The sequence below is a fragment of the Acinetobacter sp. ANC 4169 genome (assembly GCF_002135355.1).
Taxonomy (GTDB): Bacteria; Pseudomonadota; Gammaproteobacteria; order Pseudomonadales; family Moraxellaceae; genus Acinetobacter.
On sequence record NZ_NEGE01000016.1, the window covers coordinates 75,497 to 95,717 of the forward strand.

A 20,221-nucleotide genomic window follows, 5' to 3' on the forward strand; every position below is an offset into this window, starting at 1 on the left:
AATTAATGCGATTGTTTTAAGGCCTGAATGTCGATGGCCCGCTGTACCCGCTCGGCATAATCGGTGATGCCGGCCAGGTCAGTATCACTGGCACAGCTGGCTTTAATTTTGTCTTGGTAATCTTCAAAACTAGACACCACCTTGGCCGGTACGCCAATCGCCACGGCATTATCCGGAATATCTTTGGTCACAACTGAGCCTGCGCCAATCACCACATTCGAGCCAATCTTCACGCCAGGCATAATAATGCTATTGACCCCGATAAACACATGCGAACCGACCTGAATTGGCGCAAAACGCTGGTAACGCTTGTTATGTTCATCTTTGACCAAACAGGTACTGCCATCATGGGTAATAAATTTTACCCCTGAGGTCACGGTAACATCATCACCAATGCTCACCAAAAAGGGTTCGGAGCCCCAACTGCGAATGTAGATTCTGCAATTGTTGCCGATCGTCACGCCTTTCTTCCGAGCGTATGCCACACTGCCTTTGGCAAAGAAATAGGCCAAATCATAGACAGCATTAAAAATAGCACGGATAAAAATCATGATTGAAACCTGTGTAACGATCCGATAAAGGCAATAATTTAAGTGAAACAGCAAAAGAAAATGGGCTTTCATCAGCCCATTTTTTCGACAGATTATTTTAACCGAAAATAAGCCTAACAGATACTGCCCCACATATTGGTTTAATCTACTGACTGTAAGGACTTTTCCAACTTCTTGGCAGGAATGCCAACATACACCCCTGCCTCAGTGATGGTTTTACTTACCAGAGAACAGGCGCCGACCACGACATTATCGGCAATATTGACGCCATCAAGTACTGTCACACGCGCGCCCAACCAGATATTTTCACCCAGATGAATTCCCTGTTTAGTAATTTGATCTTTGATCAAAACATCGGGATCATCAAATTTATGGTTGCTGGCGATCATAATGCTTTGCGTGCCAATTCGGGTGCTATGTCCAATATTGAGACCACCGCAGCCATTTAAAAATGACTTGGAATTAATACTGACATCTCGACCAATATGAATGTTGCCACCAAAACATTTGATATAACAGCTTTCACCAATAAAGCTGTTGTCCTCAATGATTAAGCTGGCGCCCGGTTCCACAATCAGGCTGACATCATCACCGATATAGACATTTTTGCCGATCTTGACCTGACCAGCAATTTCCAGCTTGCTGCGACGGCCAAAGTATTTAAACTGCGTGCCAAACGCCAGGTTATAAATACTTTTTCGGCACAATGCAGAGAACCAGTTCAGCAATTTTAAGGCTTTAAAAAAAATCACTTGGCACTTCTCCACACCACATACAAAATGGCAAAGTTATAAAATATCAGGGCAACCGGTACCGCCAATAGCATATAGATTTTATCGCTAATAGACAGATATAAACCACAGAATAAAATGACTTTAATACCCAATTCAATCGCCTGCAATCTAAACAGCACCCGGCTATTTCGTTTTGCAATTAAATAGGCCGAACTGGGCGGATTACAAAATACTGCCCAATACCCCAAAGCCAGTATTTGAAAATATAAGGAGATCCCGCCCCACTCTGCTCCAAAAATCAGCAGATAGACCGATTCAGGCAAGACAAAGAAAATCGCAAAGAATGGCAACGACAGCAGACTTAAAAAAATACTGCTTTTTAAGGCTTCATGTGCCGAGTCTTGCTGATAAAAGCGACGGATAAAAAACTGCCGGATGGTTTGCGACATCAAATTGATGGGAACACGTAATGTCCGTTCGACAATGGCATAAAAACCAACCGCTTGATAACCGACAAAATGTGACACAACATAATAGGGCAAATTATGTGAAAAACTATTCAGTAAAGCATGCGGAGTATTGCTGAAAATAAAATCTTTATAATGTTTAAAGCTGTACCAACTCACCTGATAAAGCTTGGTTTTCATAACATATAACATTAACAGCACAATCATCAGCAATGAACTGACGCTATAACTATTAATCAAAGCAATGGAATAAAACAACGGTAAAGTTAATTGCACTGCGACTACAATCAGACTTCTAAAAATATTCAAGCCGGCACAAAAGAGTTCTGCCTCATGGGCAAACTTATAATTATAAATGCTTTGAATGAAGGTATTGGAAAATATCCCTAAGGCAATGGCGGCTACCATATCCCAATGATAAAAAAAACTCAGTATTGCTGCCGCTATCCCGGACAAAACCAAAGAAAAGACATTACTCTCAAAGATGAGGCTTTTTTGGTGATGCGGTTCTGCAACCAATAAGGCTTGATCGAGACGCAAATTGGCAACGGTCGATAAGACACTAATGATTGCCAGGGCTACGCCATACTGGCCAAAGTCGTGTACGGGATAAAGACGCGTTAAAAAAGGAAGTGCGATAAATGTCATTATCGCACCCACCAAAAGACTCGATGTGATTAAACCAATCGATTTATATTTGGCTGCTAGCGTGGCTAAGCTCATTTCAGGTTTTGAACATACCACTGCATGGCAAGTTGAATGCCCGCATCAATACGAAATTCTGGCGCATAACCCAAAGCATTTTGAATCTTGGCAATGCTGGCTTGGGAATGACGTACATCCCCGGCACGGAATTCACGGTAGACCGGATCTTTGACATAATTCACGCCGTTTTCTGCCAATGCCACTTTAATGGCATTAAACAAATCATTCAACGTGGTACGATCACCGACTGCAACATTATAAACCTGATTTTTTACTGCATCATTCACAGTCGTCGCTGCAAGAATATTGGCTTGCACCGTATTGTCAATAAAACAGAAATCACGACTGGTTTCGCCATCACCATTAATGAAAACATCATCACCGGCAATCATCGCTGCGGTCCATTTAGGAATCACTGCTGCATAGGCACCGTTCGGATCCTGACGCTGGCCAAAAACGTTGAAATAGCGCAGGCCGACTGCTTTAAAACCGTAACTACGGGCAAAAACATCGGCATACAGCTCATTAACATATTTAGTTACGGCATAAGGTGAAAGTGGATTACCAATATTTTCTTCCACTTTAGGCAATGCAGGATGATCACCATAGGTCGAACTGCTGGCTGCATAGGTAAAACTGGATACTTGAGCATCACGTGCCGCAGTCAACATATTCAGAAAACCGCTGATATTGGTGGCATTGGTGGTGATCGGATCGGCAATGGAACGTGGCACCGAACCTAAAGCGGCTTCGTGCAAGACATAATCCACACCGGCACAGGCCTTTTGACAGTCTTCAAGCTGACGGATATCGCCTTCAATAAAGCTGAATTTTGCCCATTGCTCCGGAGTAACCGAACCCTGCACTTCATCCAAATTATACTGATGGCCAGTGGCAAAGTTGTCCAAGCCCACCACTTTCTGGTTCAGTTTGAGCAAAGTTTCAAGTAAATTTGAGCCAATAAAGCCTGCGACACCCGTCACCAGCCAGGTTTTAGGCTGTTGTTGCAATTGTTCACAGATTTTATTAAATGCGTTCATGATTTTTCCTAAAACACAGCTTATAAACGGATATCAGCTTCAGACTGAGACAACACATATTTCAGATCATAAAGCACATGCTCAGACTTGCCTAAAGCACGAATTTTAGCTGCACCCATCTCTTTAAACTGATTGTGTGCCACCGCCAAAATCACAGCATCGTAAGTATTATCTTCTAATGTTTGAATTGGGCTAATGCCATATTCATGTTCTGCTTCTTTAGCATCCACCCAGGGATCATAAACATCAACATTGACATGATATTCTTGCAATTCTTTAATAATGTCGATAATACGGGTATTACGAATATCCGGGCAGTTTTCTTTAAAACTGAGTCCTAAAATCAGTACTTTGGCATCTTCAACCTGAATGCGTTTTTTCAGCATGCCTTTGACCAATTGGGTCACCACATAAGCACCCATCCCATCATTCAAACGACGGCCAGCCAAAATAATTTCCGGGTTATAGCCAATGGCTTGTGCTTTATGGGTTAAATAATAGGGATCGACACCAATACAGTGACCACCCACCAGACCCGGACGGAACGGCAGGAAATTCCACTTGGTTCCCGCTGCTTGCAGTACCGCTTCTGTATCAATGCCCATTTTATTGAAGATCAATGCAAGCTCATTAATCAGGGCGATATTGACATCACGCTGGGTATTTTCAATGACTTTCGCAGCTTCTGCCACTTTAATGCTGGCAGCCTTATGCGTGCCGGCTTCAATAATCAGGTTATAGACCTGATCGACAAAATCCGCGACTTCTGGTGTAGAGCCCGAAGTAATTTTTAAGATATTGGTTACGCGGTGCAACTTATCACCCGGATTAATACGCTCTGGGCTGTAACCCGCAAAGAAATCCTGATTGAATTTCAAGCCTGATACTTTTTCCAATTCCGGAATACAGACTTCTTCTGTTGCACCTGGATATACCGTTGACTCATAGACCACGATATCGCCTTTTTCCAACACTTTGCCGATGCTTTGCGATGCTTTCACCAACGGTGTTAAATCTGGTTGCTTGAACTCATCAATTGGGGTGGGAACGGTCACAATAAAGAAGTTGCAGCTCTTTAAATCTTCTAAATTTGTTGTATAGCTGAGATGGTTCGCCAGCTTTAATTCTTCAGGTGATACTTCTAAAGTATGATCTTGACCACTTCGCAGCTCATCAATACGTTTTTGATGAATATCAAAACCTACAACAGGAACTTTTTTCCCAAACTCTACAGCCAAGGGTAAACCAACATATCCTAGACCAATAATGGCAATCTTGAGTTCTGACAGAGTTAGCATTTTTGAGCCTTGCTTATTTGTATAATCTAAGAGTAAAAACGGCTTATATTATAGCAGAAAATCAAATTCTTTCTGTTATTAATTTATACGGCAATTGATTAAAAAGTGGATGAACCAATCAGAACAAATAACGGTTTTTATTTAATTAAAATCACATTTATCGTTTTTCATTCAACCTGTATCACCTTTTTATTACACATAAATAGCTTACAATTTGCTATATTTATTTTCCAATTTGAAAGGTAAAATACATTAAGTTTAAGTTTTTAATAATTTTTACAACAGGATTTCGAGTGAGAAAAATTCAATATACTGCTTTATTGGTTTTAAGTTGTTCCATGACGGGTTGTGCAATCACTTCTGGTTTACAAACTTATGATTTACCAAGCGAAGGGGTTTACCAGACGGATTTGGGCACCCAAGTTAATGTAATAAAACTCACTCAAGAATCCTTATTTGCGGTGCAGCCTGCTGAAATTAATATTCGTCAGGATTATGCGCATTTATTTAATACTTCCCATAAAAATTATAAATTGAGTCCTGGAGATATTCTTTCTATTTATCTTTGGGCCTATCCTGAAATTACGCCACCTACCAATACAATTAATAATGAACAAGCAGTTCAAGCCAATGGATATCAAATAGACCAACAGGGCTATATCCAGTTCCCTATGATTGGACGCTATAAGGCTGCCGGTAAATCATTAACTCAGGTGAACCAAGAATTACACAACCAACTTTCACGCTATTTAAAAACGCCAGATGTGATTGCCCGTGTTTTGTCTTATCAAGGTCAACGCTTTTCTGTACAAGGGAATGTGATGAAAGGTGGACAATTTTCTCTCAGTGATCAACCTGTCAGTGTATATGCTGCTTTAGGCATGGCGGGTGGAGTCAATTCTCAGCAAGGCGATAACACCTCTATTACTCTGGTCAGACAAGGCCGTACTTATCAACTCAATAGTATTGAGCTGGAAAAATCCGGGCTGTCCTTACATAATTTACTGATACAACCAAATGACACTTTATATGTCAATTCACGTGAAAACCAAAAAATTTATGTGATGGGTGAATCCGGTAAAAACCAATCTCTGCCAATGCGTGATCAGGGCATGAGTTTAAGTGATGTTTTAGGTGAAAGTTTAGGTTTAAATCCATTGTCTGCAAGTCGAAGTAAAATCTATGTGGTTCGTAGCCATATAGTTGATACATCCACCGAAGTTTATCAACTGGACTTAACCAGTATTGCCGATTTTGGTTTAGCCAATAAATTTAAAATGCGCAGCAATGATATAGTCTATGTCGATGCTTCAGGTCTTGCTCGTTGGCAACGTGTGATTAATCAAATGGTTCCTTTTTCCAGTCTTGTTAATACGGCTAATAATCTAGGCAATTAATATGAATATTCAAAATATTCTTGTTGTTTGCGTGGGTAATATCTGTCGTAGTCCTATGGCTGAATATTTCTTAAAACAGCAATATCCACAACTGCATATTGAGTCTGCCGGTATTTCCGGTTTAGTCAGTCATCCTGCAGATCAAAAAGCTATACTTTGTATGCAGCGTCTGGGGATTGATATGAGTCCTCATATTGCCAAAAAGCTCAATGCTGATTTGATTAAAAAGGCCGATCTTATTTTAGTCATGAGTCAAAATCAGCAAAAGCATTTAGAACAAACCTGGCCTTTTGCTAAAGGAAAGACCTTCCGATTAGGTCACTGGCAAGGCAGAAACGTTCCAGACCCCTTCCAGCATGAGCAATTGGTCTTTGATGAAACCTGTCAGTTAATACAAGATTGTATTAACGACTGGACACAACACATTTAACTTTTTGATAGCAAGATTATGAGCCAAAATACCAATACTGAAGACACAATTGACTTAAAAGAGCTGTTCTTCTCACTGATTGCACAATGGAAACTCATTGCACTATGTGTAATTTTAAGTCTGGTTTGTGCACTGCTGTATTTACGAACTACTCCAGATACGTATTCAGTCGATGCCTTGGTACAAGTAGAAGAAAGCAAAGGGACCTCTGCCGCTTTATTGGGTGATTTATCCAATATGATTGAGCAGAAACAGCCTGCCCAAGCTGAAATTGAACTGCTGAAATCTCGATTAGTGCTTGGTTCTGTCATAAAAAATTTAAATCTGGATTTAAAAATTTCCGGGACAGAAGATGGTTTTTTTGACCGGTTAATCCATCCGCACGATTATCAAACTCGTTATCAAGCCAAATCAGTATTATTTAATGATGATACGCTGTCATTTGAGGTACGCAAGTTTGAAGTTCCAGCCGATTACCTGGATAAAAATTTATTACTCAATTTTAATGGCAATAAATTTACCCTGACAGATGCAAAAACTCAGCAAGTGGTTTTTAGCGGACTCACCAACCAAGAGAGCCAGCACAGTACCGGATTCGGGACCTGGAAAGTGGGCATTTATACTCAAGGCCAACTCAAAGACACTTATAATATTGAAAAAATGTCTTTACCCGCTGCCATGAGTTCAATCACAGATAACTACTCTGTGGCTGAAAAAGGGAAAATGACCGGAATCTTAGGTCTAAATTATCAAGGTCAAGATAAAGAACATATCACCCAGGTTCTCAACTCGATTCTGGTTGCCTATAGCCAGCAAAACATTGAACGCCGTTCTGCTGAAACTGCACAAACGCTTAAATTCCTTGAAGAACAGTTACCGGAATTAAAACAACAGCTAGATGTTGCTGAACGTGAATTTAACAAATTCCGTCAACAGTTTAATACCGTTGATGTGACCAAAGAATCCGAACTGTATTTAACCCAGAGCATTCAGCTTGAAACTTCCAAAGCTGAACTGGAGCAAAAACTGGCGGAAGCTTCTGCAAAATACACCAGTGAACACCCAGTGATGCAGCAAATGACCGCTCAACTGGGTGCAATAGATAAGAAAATTGGTGAGTTGAACGGCACCTTAAAACAGTTGCCTGATTTGCAACGCCGCTATTTACAGCTATATCGTGAAGTGGAAGTAAAACAGCAGCTTTATACAGCCCTGCTTAACTCTTACCAGCAACTCCGTATTGCCAAAGCCGGTGAAATCGGTAATGTCCGTGTAGTTGATACTGCCGTATTGCCAATTAAACCAATTGCGCCGAAAAAACTGCAAATTTTAATTTTGGCCCTCTTCCTCGGTGGTTTCCTTGGAACCTTACTGGCTTTATTACGCAATATGATGCGTTCAGGAATCAAAGATTCCAATCAAATTGAAAATGAACTGGATTTACCTGTGTATGCCACAGTTCCGCGTTCACCGATTCAAGAAAGTCGAATTAAACTTCTGAAAAATAAAAAGAATATTCCTATTTTAGCCATTAAAAATAGCGATGATATTGCGATTGAAAGCTTACGTAGCATGCGTACAGCCATTCACTTTGCGTTAAGCAAAGCCAAAAATAATATCATCATGATTTCAGGTCCTGCCCCTGAAGTGGGTAAATCTTTTATTTCGACCAACTTAGCCACCATTTTGGCGCAAAGTAACAAGCGGGTGCTTATTATTGATGGCGACATGCGCCGTGGTTATTTGCATAAATATTTTTCTCAAGATAATCAATCCGGTTTAGCCGAATATTTAAATGGTCAACAATCAGTTGAAGGTATTATTAAATCCACTGAAGTTTCTCATTTAGATGTGATCACGCGTGGTAAAAGTCCAGTCAATCCTTCAGAGCTTTTAAGTTCGGCAAAATTCTCGGAACTTCTCGATCAAATTTCGCCAATGTATGATCATATTATTATTGATACCCCACCTGTACTGGCTGTAACAGACGGTATTATCATTTCCCAATATGCGGGTGTGAATTTAGTCATTGCGCGTTATGCAAAATCACAAATGAAAGAGCTTGAATTAACGATTAATCGTTTTGAACAAGTGAATGTTAAGGTGAATGGCTTTATTCTGAATGATATTCAACGTGGCTCGGGCAGTTATGGCTATGGCTATGGCTATGGCTATAATTATACCTATGGTTATAAAGCCTCAAAAGATCATGATTAAGTGGTTTTCATGAATATCATTTAAATCGTTTTATGCTAGAAGCCAGTGAAAGTCACTGGCTTTTGCTTTTTTAAGGCTATTTAATTGCAAGATGAGAGAATAAAACCTGTCGCTTAAAACTTATTTTTCATTTTCTATAAAAATAAAAAACAGATATTTTATTGTATGAGAAATGTTTTATATATTCAGACTGTTATAGAATAGTGAAGTTGATAAGAATATATTGGATTTCTGTACAACACGATTCGCTCGAAACGTGCTGGATAGAAAAGTCTGCTAAAATTAATGCAACTTTTTTAATATAAAATGATTTTGGGAAAACCTATGAGTAAAGCCTTACCCATCGCTGTCGCTGTTATTTTAGGCGGTGCTGCACTTGTACCTGTTTATTATGCAACTCAAAACCCGGCTACTGCGACATCAAAAGCATCAAAAAATGCCTCTGCTGTTGAAAAAATCAGTTATGCACTCGGTTATGAAGTTGCACATCAAACACCACCTGAATTAGATATTAATAGTTTTGTTACAGGTGTACGTGAAGGTCATGCTCGTAATAAACCGGCTTATACAGAACAAGAACTACAACAAGCCTATCAGCAGTTCCAAAAAGAAATGCAACAAAAACAGCTTGATCAAGCGAAAACAGCGCAATCATCAAGTGACAATTTCTTGGCTGAAAACAAGAATAAACCAGGTGTAATCACCACAGCTTCAGGTTTACAGTACAAAATTATTAAACAAGGTACCGGTAAGCAGCCGACTGCAACTTCTGTTGTTACCGTGCATTACAAAGGCCAACTGGTCGATGGCAAGGTATTTGACAGCTCGATTGAACGTGGCCAACCTATTGAATTCCCACTCAATCAAGTCATTCCAGGTTGGACTGAAGGTTTGCAACTAATGAAAGAAGGCGGTAAAGCTACGCTTTATATTCCTTCACAATTAGGCTATGGTGAACAGGGCGTTCCTGGCATGATTCCTGCCAATAGCACCCTTATTTTTGATGTTGAACTGATTAAAGTAAAATAAAAAATGAAGGAGAGCTTTTGCTCTCCTTATTTATCTTGAGATAAGAAAATGAAAACACCTATAACACTACTTTGTTTATGCATGTGCACCACGGTAAGTTTTGCAAAACCGGTGACCAATACCAGCAGTTTAAAGGAACAAGTTGGTTACAGCTTTGGTTATTTAATGGGACGTAGCAATGCTGAATCGTTTAAAGATTTAGACCTGGAGGCTTTCATCCTTGGTTTAAAGACAGCCACTGAAGGCGGTAAATCTGCCCTGACCGATGAGGAAATGGCTCGTGTTCTGAATCAACAGAAAAAACAGAGTGAAGCCAAACAACTGATTGAATTAAAACAAAAGGCCGAGGCAAATGCCAAGACTGGAGCTGAATTTTTAGCTGCCAATGCCAAAAAAGAAGGCGTTCAGACCACCAAATCGGGTTTGCAATATCAGATTTTAAAACAGGGTAATGGAAAATCACCAAAGGCCAATTCCATGGTGAAAGTCAATTATGAAGGCCGATTGATTGATGGCACAGTATTTGACAGTTCAATTGCCCGAAATCAGCCAGCGGAGTTTCAGCTGAGCCAAGTCATTCAAGGTTGGACTGAAGGCTTGCAGTTGATGAAAGAAGGTGCCAAATATCGCTTTTTCATTCCAGCGCAACTGGGTTATGGTCAAATTGGTTCTGGTGATGTGATTGAACCGAATAGCACCTTAATTTTTGATGTCGAGCTGCTTGAGGTATTACCTAAATCCAGCAAATAATGGATTGGTCCCTTTTCACTAGAAAATAGCGAGTGAGTCAATCTCATACCCCCCAACAGTCATGGCTGCTCGCTTTTTTTAGTATGGATGACATTCTTCATCCCCCATCATGCGCTTAGCCATTAAAGAAGCCATTAAAGAAGCCATTAAAGAAGCCATTAAAGAAGCCATTAAAGAAGCCATTAAAGAAGCCATTAAAGAAGCCATTAAAGAAGCCATTAAAGAAGCCATTAAAGAAGCCATTAAAGAAGCCATTAAAGAAGCCATTATTGCTAAATTTTTCCTCTCAATTAGCTATCTCTCCATCCCTCTTAGATACAATTAAAAACCATATTTATTCAATATTTAGATTAATCATCTGGCGAATTAAAAGCATGTTTCAATTTATGCATAATAGTATGCCGTCAAAATTGTCCGATCTTGTACAATCATTAAAGAAATTCATTACTATATTTTAATTAAACGTTTTTTATTCATTACAAGGATTGAATCAATGACTTTCAGCATTAAAACCCGCGAAATTCAGTACACCGCGCCAGACGGAACACATTTGATAGGATACTTTGCCGCACCTGAATCAGAAAAACTGCTCGCGGGAATTATTGTTGCACCAGAATGGTGGGGACGAAATGATTACACCGAACAGCGTGCGCGTGAGCTGGCCGAACACGGCTATGCGGCTCTTGCCATTGATATGTACGGAGATAAAAAAGTCACTACGGCCGTGCCTCAAGCCAGCGAATGGATGATGCAAACCTTTGAAGATCCTGAAACAATTGTGACTCGTGCGTCCGCAGGTTTAGCAACTTTAGCTGCGCAAGAAGAAGTAAATGCAGATAAACTCGCAGCTGTAGGCTTTTGTTATGGTGGTAAGGTGGTACTTGATCTGGCACGTTCCGGAGCAAATCTACAGGCTGTAGTGATCTTTCATGGCAACTTGACCCCGAAAGCCCCGGCACAACCCGGACAGGTCAAAGCTGAAATTCTAGTGCTTCACGGAGAACTGGACAGCATGGTCAGCCTGGAAGATGTAGCACGCTTTAAAGAAGAAATGCAGGCCGCTCAAGTTGAGCATAAAGTCATTATCCTGGAAGGTGCTAAACATGGCTTTAGCAACCCGCTTGCAGACGAACGTGCCAAAGCCAATGGTGTTGATTTAGGCTATAACGCGGCAGCTGAACAGCAAGGTTTATCTGCCATGTACCAATTATTTAAAAAGCGACTTGGTGAATAACAAGGAAGGTGAAAGTGGCTCTGCTATTTTTACCCATCCAGTGACATGGATCATTTTTAAGAGAGGATAGAACAATGACTGAAAACAATTGCCCATATTGCAACTTTGATGAATATGACATCATTGATAAAAATGATTTCGGTGTAATTTTACCCGAGCCCAATGCTTTATCTAAAGGTCACTCGGTTATTGTTCCTCTGCGCCATGTCAGCTCTTTTTTTGATATCACTGATAAAGAACGTAAAAGTTTGATGTCCCTGCTTGAGCTTGCCCGTAATGAATTAAAGTTACGTTACCATCCTTCAGGCTTCCATATTGGCTTTAATGATGGTGCGGTGTTTGGTCAGGCGAATAAACATCTGCACATCCATATTATTCCACGCTATGAAGGCCAAACCCTGAAATTGGATGAACGTTGGGGCATGCTCAGCGAATAAAAATGGACTGAGCTTTATCAATCAAAAAATGATGCTTCGGCATCATTTTTTGATTTGGGCAGCACCGCAGTCCCAGGCAATTTTCGTTATACTATTCATCTATTCTCACCACACGGTTCACATGTCACAGTTTTCATTTTCCGATGCCCTGCTTTCCTGGTTCGATGTTCATGGTCGTCATGATTTGCCTTGGCAAGTGGCAGATGACCCTTATAAAGTCTGGGTCTCTGAAATCATGTTACAGCAGACCCAAGTGAAAACTGTGCTGCAATATTTTCAGCGTTTTATTGAGCGCTTTCCCACAGTTGAAGATTTAGGACAGGCCAGTTGGGATGATGTGGCACCGTATTGGGCCGGCCTGGGTTACTATGCCCGTGCTCGAAATTTGCATAAAGCTGCAGGAATAGTGGCTCGTCAAGGTCATTTTCCAGCTACTTTAGAAGAATGGATCGAGCTTCCCGGAATTGGCCCATCTACTGCAGGGGCATTGATGTCACTGGGTTTGCGTCAGTACGGCGTGATTATGGATGGCAATGTCAAACGAGTATTGGCGCGTTTCTGTGCCATTGAGGATGATCTGTCCAAGCCTGTACATGAACGTGCCATGTGGCAACTGGCAGAACAGTTCTGCCCGGTTGAGCGTAATCATGACTATACTCAGGCCATTATGGATCTCGGGGCGACCATCTGTACCCCGAAAAAACCGCTCTGTTTATATTGCCCGATGCAACAGCACTGCAAAGCGCATCAACAAGGGCTGGAAACCGAACTGCCGTTTAAAAAAGCCAAAAAACCTGTTCCGCTAAAATCAGCGCAAGTTTTGCTGATTCAGTCGCATGATCAATGGTTATGGCAACAACGTCCGAATAGCGGACTATGGGGCGGCTTATGGTGCCTGCCCATTATTGAAGATGCTGCCGAATTTGAGCAACTGTGCCAATCTTTAGGTTTAAAAAAAGTCCTCCAACGAGCGCAAATCACGCATAGTTTTACTCACTTTACCTGGCAACTGGAAGCCGTCTGTTTTGAACTGGATACTGACCAGCAGGAACACCTGGCCATTGAACTGAATGGCACCTGGTTAACGCCACAAAGGGCAACAGCCATGGGCCTGCCCACTGCAATGAAAAAATTGATCTCTGCTGTAAATTTATGACATAGTCAGGCATAAGACTTCAAAAGAATTTTCATAGTCATAAGCATGAAAAAAGGATGCAGCGTGCTACGTTTTATTTCGACCTTATTTTTGGGTTTAAGCATTTTATGGATTGCGGCATGTACCTCGACGCCGCAAAAACCTTCTACTACCCCGCTTCCTCCAGCTCAGGTGCAAAAACTGAAGAGTATGCAACTGAAATCATCCTTGCCGATTCCTGTACAAAATATCAAGGCCAGACAGTTAAAAGATACCTGGGGCGCTTCCCGCAGTAGTGGCCGCACCCATGAAGGCATTGATATTATGGCTCCACGTGGAACAAAAGTGTTTAGTGCCACAGAAGGCCTCATTGCCGACTTACGCAATAACAATTTGGGTGGTAAAGTGGTTTGGATTTTGGGACCGGGTGGAAGCTGGCATTACTATGCGCATCTTGATGATCATAAGCGCAATTTAAATGTTGGTGATTATGTGAAAAAGGGCGATCTCATCGGCTATGTTGGTAACACCGGCAATGCACGCCATACTGCCCCGCATTTGCATTACGGCATTTATCTTGAGGGTAAAGGTCGTGGTGTGGTCAATCCCTATCCGTATTTACGTTAATTTTTAGGAACTATTCATGTCAGAAGCGTTGATCAACCGTTTGGTCGAATTTGCTGAATCAGGCAACCAGCAAAAAATTGTTTTGGCGGGACAAACCCACCAGGGCTGGGTGATGGAAATTACCGAAGAAGCGCTTTTGATCAGTACCGGTTTTGCCGAAAAAACCGGTAAGGACATGTGGATTCAGTTCGCTGACTTACCACAAGCCGAACTGTATTACTGGGATAATCAGCAAGATCAATGGACCGAATTTAAGCTATAAGTACCTAAGGAGCATCAGAAATGTCGATTCAACGCTGTGGCTGGTGCTCGAATGATCCTCTTTATATGGCTTATCATGACCATGAGTGGGGAATTCCCAGTCATCATGAAACCCATTTATTTGAAATGCTGTGTCTGGAAGGGCAACAAGCAGGTTTGTCCTGGATTACCGTACTGAAAAAACGTGATAGCTATCGACAGCATTTCTTTCAATATCCTATTGCCGAGATCGCCCAGTTCAGTGATGCTGATCTGGAAAATAAATTACAAGATGCCGGCTTGATCCGGCATATCGGCAAGCTCAAAGCGATTCGTGACAATGCCATAGCCTGGCAACATTTAACCCAACAATTAAAACCACAACACAGCAATGTCAGTGACTGGTTATGGAGTTTCGTCAATCACCAGGCTGTGGTCAATGATGTTGCCGATTATCGGCAGGCACCCGCCCAGACTGAAAGCAGCCTGGCACTTTCAAAAGCATTGAAAAATAAAGGCTTTAAATTTGTAGGCCCCACCATCTGTTATGCCTTTATGCAGGCTGTGGGAATGGTCAATGACCATGAAAATCACTGCGCGTTTAAAACAAGTTCATCATTAAAATGATCATGAAAGGATTTTGCCATGAGTAATAATATTATCCATGCCTATGCAGCCATGCAGGCCGGTGCAGCACTAGAGCCTTATCAGTTTGATGCCGGAGAACTGCAGCCGCATCAGGTTGAAGTTAAAGTCGAATATTGTGGCCTATGTCATTCCGATATTTCCGTGATCAATAATGACTGGAAATCTTCGGTTTATCCTGTGGTGGCAGGACATGAAATTATTGGCACCATTACCCAACTGGGTTCAGAAGCCAAAGGCCTGAAAGTGGGTCAACGCGTAGGTATTGGCTGGACTGCTGAAAGCTGTCAGTATTGTGATCCGTGCATATCGGGTCAGCAAGTGCTCTGTACTGGCGGACAAACGGCGACCATTGTTGGACATGCCGGTGGATTTGCCGACAAAGTCCGTGCCGGCTGGCAATGGGTGATTCCTCTACCCGAAGATCTGGATCCTGAAAGTGCCGGCCCTCTGCTCTGTGGTGGTATTACCGTATTTGATCCGATTCTAAAACATCAAATTCAAGCCATACATCATGTGGGTGTGATCGGGATTGGCGGCCTGGGTCATATGGCAATCAAACTGCTGAAAGCCTGGGGCTGTGAAATTACCGCCTTTACTTCAAATTTGGACAAGACTGAAGAGCTTAAGTCCATGGGGGCAGATCATGTGGTCAACAGCCGTGATCTTCAAGCCATTAAATCGCAACGAGGCAAGTTTGATTTATTGTTGAGCACCGTCAATGTCACTCTGGACTGGTCGGCTTATTTAAGTACTCTGGCTGCAAACGGTACCGTGCATATGCTGGGTTTGGTGCTTGAACCACTGCAGATTTCTGCCGGCATGCTGATTGGCGGAGCAAAATCGGTTACAGGTTCATCTACCGGTTCTCCTGCGGCACTACGCCAATTACTGAAGTTTGCTGCACGTAAAAATATTGCACCGCAAATTGAAGTTTTTCCGATGTCACAACTTAATCAAGCCATTGAACGTCTGCATTCGGGTCAGGCCCGTTACCGGATTGTACTCAAAGCGGATTTCTAGTTTATTTTTCAGTTTAACTTTCACTCGAATCCAAACTGCCAAGCCCCGTCGAGCTTGGCAGTTTTTTATTAATTCTGACTGATTGGTGTTTAAGTCTCTTATAAATATACAGCCAGCTTTTGTGCCAGAAATTCGATAAATAAATGCACCCTTTTCGGTAGATGCTCTTGTCGATAGTACACTGCATGAATGTTCTGATAATGCAGACGAATTTGATCTTCAAATAAGGCATTCAGGCGACCGGCCTGTAAATCATCTTCGACTAAAAAGCGTGACAAACAGGTAATTCCCAAGCCTTGTAAAGCGAGTTGCCGAACCGTTTCTCCATTGGAGGCTTTTATTTTGGGATGAACAATCAAATCTTCACCATTCAACTGAACCGGCCAGCTATTTAAATGCGTCGGCTGGCTAAAACCCAGTAAAGCATGCTGGAATAAATCCGCTGGAGATTGCGGTACTCCATGTTGTTCCAAGTAGAGAGGACTCGCCACAATATACAAGCGGCTGCGACACAATAACTTGGCATGTAGACTTGAATCGTGCAGTTCTCCAAACCGAATCGCGACATCGGTTTTATGTTCGAGTAAATCAATGACCTGATCATGATTATTCAGTTCAATTTCAATGTTGGGATAGCGCTGCACAAACTCCTGCATCAGCGGCACAATGACATGCAAAATAAAAGGCGTGGCGGAATCCACACGAATCCGTCCCGAAGTATCACTATCCGATTGCAGCAACGCATCTTCGGCTGCAGCCAGATCATTGAGAATTTTGCGGGCTTTTTCCAGAAAGATTTGCCCTTCTTGGGTCAATTTAAGTTTACGGGTGGTGCGTTCCAGCAAGGTTACATTCAGCTTGTTTTCAAGACGTTGCAAGGCCCGACTAACCCCAGAAGTAGTCTGCCCTAAACGCTCGGCTGCCATGACAATCGAACCACTGTCTACAATGGTCACAAAGGCGTGGAGTTCTTCAATGGTCGATTTCATCTTCCACTCATGTATTGATTATTCATCAATAATATTGTGCAAAGTAATATATTTTTTAACAACAATTAACCTTTAAAATCACGTTCATCTTCAAAATTTAAAGATTGCATGAATCCAGCAATCCATCACTTGCATTGGCATTCAACATTTACGAACCAGCCACCTTTGCCCGAGCTCCACTGCTGTAAAGCAGGAGATGATCCACCCTGTCCATAAAATACATTTAGAAAAAAGTCCGCATCATGATGCGGACTTTTTATTTTTCCTGATTAACGTAAAGCTTCAGGCAACAGCGGAATATTCGAGGATCTGACGAGTTCTGCTTTCATCTTTTGCAGCATCTGATACGGTTGCTGCTGTACAAACATATTCACAAAGGTTAAAGGAATAGAGCCCTCTGGATTGGCGTAGCCATACGTTGAAACCTTAACCTTATTGTTGGCTAACTTCTGAAAAGTCCAATCCCCTTCATAATGGGTTAAACGAATATAATTGGGATTTTTCGGATAACCTTTATCGACTGCCTTGTTTTTAATGCTGATGATGCCTTGTGCATCTTTCATCATTTTACCTTGTACCACTAAATCACGATCTTTCAGCGGAAAAGGAAAATCCAGCACCATATACAATAAAAATTCACCTTTTTTATCGTCACGCGACAGCACTTTCACACTGCCCATATACGGTACCCATTTCACTGCATGGTCGACATCCAGAATCAGACCAACAGCTTTTTCAAAAGGCGTATCGTAGGTAGTTTCAGCTTTATATAAAAATACCGGATTTTGATTGTTCTGATAGGTCCAAACTTTAATATTATTCTTGTTAATACTGAGCTTGGCATTATCTACAGGTTTAGCTTGTACAGTAGCAAGCATTGCTACTGTACAAGCCATTAATATCACTTTTTTCATTCCATTGTGCTTCTTATTTTAATTTTGCTGTGTATTGTTATAAATGATTTTAACGATTTTTTATACCTTAATATCGTTAAAACCCAGTACATCTTTCATGTCATATTTACCCGCTTCGCGGCCCACCACCCAAGCTGCGGCACGTACTGCACCTGCGGCAAAGTTCATACGGTTGGTTGCTTTATGGGTAATTTCAACACGTTCGCCTTCACCAATAAACATTACGGTATGTTCACCGACAATATCGCCACCACGAATAGTCTGGAAACCAATACTTTGACGTTCGCGTGGACCCGTATGCCCTTCACGGTGATAAACCGCATCTTTTTTCAGGTCACGACCTAAAGCACCGGCAATCGCCTCACCCATCATCAATGCTGTACCTGACGGGGCATCGACTTTATGACGGTGATGCGCTTCAATTACTTCAATATCAACAGTATCACCAAACACTTTGGAAGCAAGTTCCAACAGTTTGATGGAAACGTTCACGCCAACCGAATAGTTTGCCGCATACACTACAGGAGTTTGAGTTGCGCTGTCATCCAGGAAGGCTTTTTGTTCGTCATTCATACCGGTGGTACCAATCACAATTGCCACGCCTGCTTCACGGCATAATTTCAAATGCTGGGCAGTAGCAACCGGTGCAGTAAAATCAATCACCACGTCACAGTCCTGCAAAACTTCTTGCAGACTACCCACCACTTTTACACCAACAGCACCAATACCTGCCATCTCCCCTGCATCTGCACCAATCAGGCTGCTTTCAGGACGTTCAACTGCTGCTGCAAGTTGATAACCTGCTTCTTTCACTGCCTGAATAAGGATGCGTCCCATACGGCCGCCTGCACCCAATACACCAATGCGTGGAGCTGCTGACATAACATATTCCTAATGTTGATTCTAAATTGTTCTTACTATATCAAAACTCTGTAATAACACTAAGATTGATTGCATAAAATCAATGAAAATACCTAAATAGCAAAATCACTGATCTTGATAAAAAACGGAAAGATACAGCCATGCAGACTTTTGTGGAATCTGGCAGATAGTCAATTTTAACTATAAATTGAATCTGAGACTTGATTCTTGCTGATCAAGAAAAAGACTCATGTAAGAATTGAGAGATACAGAGAATTTGGATAAGAAAAACAGCTCATTATTTAAAAAAGCTAATCAGATTTGTGGAACAATGATTAAAAATTAATCGTGGAACATAAGAGATTTATAAAAAAGCCCAATCGAGGTTGATTGGGCTTTTTATTTTAATATAAGTATATGATTTTTAATTAAATAAATTTTTAATTTCGTATAACGTGTATTATGTTAATTTTAGAAATAGTTAATTATTAATGGTGAATATTGTTTATGAGTACTGAAAAAAAAGTCCCCAAAATAGTTCGTAAAGGTTCAGAAATTTTAGGTGTAATTGCCCCAACATTTTTAATAGAACCAACAGGCTTATTAAGCCTATTAATTACTTCAACAGGCGATGTAGTAGCCGATACTCTTGATAAAAAACTCTCTAACCGAGAGGCTTTTAGAACTAATATGGCGTATCAATATTTTGTTGAAAAGTTAAAACTTCATCAAAAAAATGGCTTAATGATTAGAGATGATGAATTTTTTAGGTTTTCTGTGGGTAGAAGAAAAACTTTTGAAGAATTATTTGAGGCTATTTTATTAAAATCAAAAGACCAGTATGAGGAAGAAAAAGTAAAATTTTTTTCTAATTTATATGCAAATGGTTGTATAGATACGTCTTTAACTCCACAAACAATTTCCTTATTCATTGTCATTTTAGATAAACTCACATTTCATCATTTAGATGTCCTCAATAAATTTTATATTTTAGGAGCTGGTTCAAATTGGAAATATAACGATATGAGTTATTTATCAAATAAAAACATTAATCTACCTACATATCTGGCAGAATTGCAAAATCTAAATCTCATTACTCCTACATTTTTTGGAGATTCACCATTAAAAATAACAAATCTAGGTGAGAAGCTTATTAATTCAATAGAATTTGAAAATAGATTTGATGATTTAAGTAATGAAATTATTCTAAAAAATAAAAATTAATGCACCAATATCAGTATGATAAAATTAATTAATTCAACAACCTGTAATTTAATTAAGATGATCCTAGCCAAAATAATGGACATGTAGTCCCTCTAAAGATAACGTAACGTTAACTTTGGAGATGTAAAAATGGCTAAACGCTTTAGTCCAGAATTTAAACAGCAAGCAATTGATTATGCACTTTCAAACTCACACGAGTCTGTAGCTGCAATCGCCCAGAAATTAGGTGTGGGTTATTCCACATTAGATAAATGGATTCGTGAAGCTAACCCAA

At 40.8% G+C, this 20,221-nt stretch carries 23 protein-coding genes; 15 read left to right on the forward strand and 8 right to left on the reverse strand.

What is annotated here, in order from left to right:
• Positions 1–2: 2 nt before the first annotated feature.
• From B9T26_RS12970 to tviB, 5 genes are all read right to left on the reverse strand, one after another.
• Positions 3–551, reverse strand: a complete 549-nt coding sequence (locus tag B9T26_RS12970; protein WP_086200089.1) for an acyltransferase — start codon at positions 549–551, stop codon at positions 3–5.
• Between the two features lie 140 nt (positions 552–691).
• Positions 692–1,303, reverse strand: a complete 612-nt coding sequence (locus B9T26_RS12975; protein ID WP_227518814.1) for an acyltransferase — start codon at positions 1,301–1,303, stop codon at positions 692–694.
• On the reverse strand, positions 1,300–2,400 hold the full coding sequence (locus B9T26_RS12980; protein ID WP_227518815.1) for a lipopolysaccharide biosynthesis protein: 1,101 nt from the start codon (positions 2,398–2,400) through the stop codon (positions 1,300–1,302). The genes B9T26_RS12975 and B9T26_RS12980 overlap by 4 nt, the downstream gene beginning before the upstream one ends.
• Before the next feature lie 71 nt (positions 2,401–2,471).
• Positions 2,472–3,497 carry an NAD-dependent epimerase/dehydratase family protein gene (locus B9T26_RS12985; RefSeq protein ID WP_086200091.1) on the reverse strand — a complete coding sequence of 342 codons (1,026 nt, stop codon included), beginning with the start codon at positions 3,495–3,497 and terminating at the stop codon, positions 2,472–2,474.
• A 20-nt stretch (positions 3,498–3,517) separates the two neighbouring features.
• Complete coding sequence (gene tviB, locus B9T26_RS12990; protein WP_086200092.1) at positions 3,518–4,795, reverse strand: Vi polysaccharide biosynthesis UDP-N-acetylglucosamine C-6 dehydrogenase TviB; 1,278 nt, start codon at positions 4,793–4,795, stop codon at positions 3,518–3,520.
• A 293-nt stretch (positions 4,796–5,088) separates the two neighbouring features.
• Between tviB and B9T26_RS12995 the strand changes: the two genes are divergently transcribed.
• From B9T26_RS12995 to ahr, 13 genes are all read left to right on the forward strand, one after another.
• Complete coding sequence (locus B9T26_RS12995) at positions 5,089–6,192, forward strand: polysaccharide biosynthesis/export family protein (protein ID WP_413772770.1); 1,104 nt, start codon at positions 5,089–5,091, stop codon at positions 6,190–6,192.
• A gap of 1 nt (position 6,193) precedes the next feature.
• Positions 6,194–6,622 (forward strand): low molecular weight protein-tyrosine-phosphatase, encoded by a 429-nt coding sequence (locus B9T26_RS13000; RefSeq protein ID WP_086200093.1) that lies wholly within the window; start codon positions 6,194–6,196, stop codon positions 6,620–6,622.
• An 18-nt stretch (positions 6,623–6,640) separates the two neighbouring features.
• Positions 6,641–8,839, forward strand: coding sequence for a polysaccharide biosynthesis tyrosine autokinase (locus tag B9T26_RS13005; RefSeq protein ID WP_086200094.1), 2,199 nt, complete (start codon positions 6,641–6,643; stop codon positions 8,837–8,839).
• Between the two features lie 324 nt (positions 8,840–9,163).
• Complete coding sequence (locus B9T26_RS13010; RefSeq protein WP_086200095.1) at positions 9,164–9,868, forward strand: FKBP-type peptidyl-prolyl cis-trans isomerase; 705 nt, start codon at positions 9,164–9,166, stop codon at positions 9,866–9,868.
• Between the two features lie 48 nt (positions 9,869–9,916).
• A complete protein-coding gene (locus B9T26_RS13015; RefSeq protein ID WP_086200096.1) occupies positions 9,917–10,618 on the forward strand; it encodes an FKBP-type peptidyl-prolyl cis-trans isomerase in 702 nt (233 codons plus the stop codon).
• 109 nt (positions 10,619–10,727) lie between these two features.
• Positions 10,728–10,943 (forward strand): hypothetical protein, encoded by a 216-nt coding sequence (locus tag B9T26_RS15565; protein ID WP_143223028.1) that lies wholly within the window; start codon positions 10,728–10,730, stop codon positions 10,941–10,943.
• 168 nt (positions 10,944–11,111) lie between these two features.
• Entirely contained in the window at positions 11,112–11,852 is a 741-nt protein-coding gene (locus B9T26_RS13030) for a dienelactone hydrolase family protein (protein WP_086200099.1), read from the forward strand.
• Between the two features lie 74 nt (positions 11,853–11,926).
• On the forward strand, positions 11,927–12,289 hold the full coding sequence (locus B9T26_RS13035) for an HIT family protein (protein WP_086200100.1): 363 nt from the start codon (positions 11,927–11,929) through the stop codon (positions 12,287–12,289).
• 121 nt (positions 12,290–12,410) lie between these two features.
• Positions 12,411–13,445: an A/G-specific adenine glycosylase gene (gene mutY / locus B9T26_RS13040; RefSeq protein ID WP_086200112.1), complete on the forward strand. Its 1,035-nt coding sequence runs from the start codon at positions 12,411–12,413 to the stop codon at positions 13,443–13,445.
• 63 nt (positions 13,446–13,508) lie between these two features.
• Positions 13,509–14,051, forward strand: a complete 543-nt coding sequence (locus B9T26_RS13045; RefSeq protein ID WP_086200101.1) for a M23 family metallopeptidase — start codon at positions 13,509–13,511, stop codon at positions 14,049–14,051.
• Positions 14,052–14,067: 16 nt separating this feature from the next.
• Positions 14,068–14,313, forward strand: a complete 246-nt coding sequence (locus B9T26_RS13050) for a hypothetical protein (RefSeq protein ID WP_086200102.1) — start codon at positions 14,068–14,070, stop codon at positions 14,311–14,313.
• A gap of 20 nt (positions 14,314–14,333) precedes the next feature.
• On the forward strand, positions 14,334–14,918 hold the full coding sequence (locus tag B9T26_RS13055; protein WP_086200103.1) for a DNA-3-methyladenine glycosylase I: 585 nt from the start codon (positions 14,334–14,336) through the stop codon (positions 14,916–14,918).
• An 18-nt stretch (positions 14,919–14,936) separates the two neighbouring features.
• Complete coding sequence (gene ahr, locus B9T26_RS13060; protein ID WP_086200104.1) at positions 14,937–15,959, forward strand: NADPH-dependent aldehyde reductase Ahr; 1,023 nt, start codon at positions 14,937–14,939, stop codon at positions 15,957–15,959.
• A gap of 98 nt (positions 15,960–16,057) precedes the next feature.
• On the opposite strand, the gene B9T26_RS13065 is transcribed toward ahr, so the two are convergent.
• The 3 genes from B9T26_RS13065 to dapB all read right to left on the reverse strand — a co-directional run bounded on the left by B9T26_RS13065 (position 16,058) and on the right by dapB (position 18,744).
• A complete protein-coding gene (locus B9T26_RS13065) occupies positions 16,058–16,948 on the reverse strand; it encodes a LysR family transcriptional regulator (RefSeq protein ID WP_086200105.1) in 891 nt (296 codons plus the stop codon).
• 269 nt (positions 16,949–17,217) lie between these two features.
• Positions 17,218–17,862, reverse strand: a complete 645-nt coding sequence (locus B9T26_RS13070; RefSeq protein WP_086200106.1) for an START domain-containing protein — start codon at positions 17,860–17,862, stop codon at positions 17,218–17,220.
• 60 nt (positions 17,863–17,922) lie between these two features.
• Positions 17,923–18,744, reverse strand: coding sequence for a 4-hydroxy-tetrahydrodipicolinate reductase (gene dapB / locus B9T26_RS13075; protein WP_086176571.1), 822 nt, complete (start codon positions 18,742–18,744; stop codon positions 17,923–17,925).
• A gap of 486 nt (positions 18,745–19,230) precedes the next feature.
• Here dapB and B9T26_RS13080 point away from each other — a divergent pair, with 486 nt between their 5' ends.
• On the forward strand, positions 19,231–19,947 hold the full coding sequence (locus tag B9T26_RS13080) for a hypothetical protein (protein WP_086200107.1): 717 nt from the start codon (positions 19,231–19,233) through the stop codon (positions 19,945–19,947).
• Positions 19,948–20,076: 129 nt separating this feature from the next.
• On the forward strand, positions 20,077–20,221 hold a 145-nt coding region (locus tag B9T26_RS13085; protein WP_086200108.1), incomplete at its 3' end, for a transposase.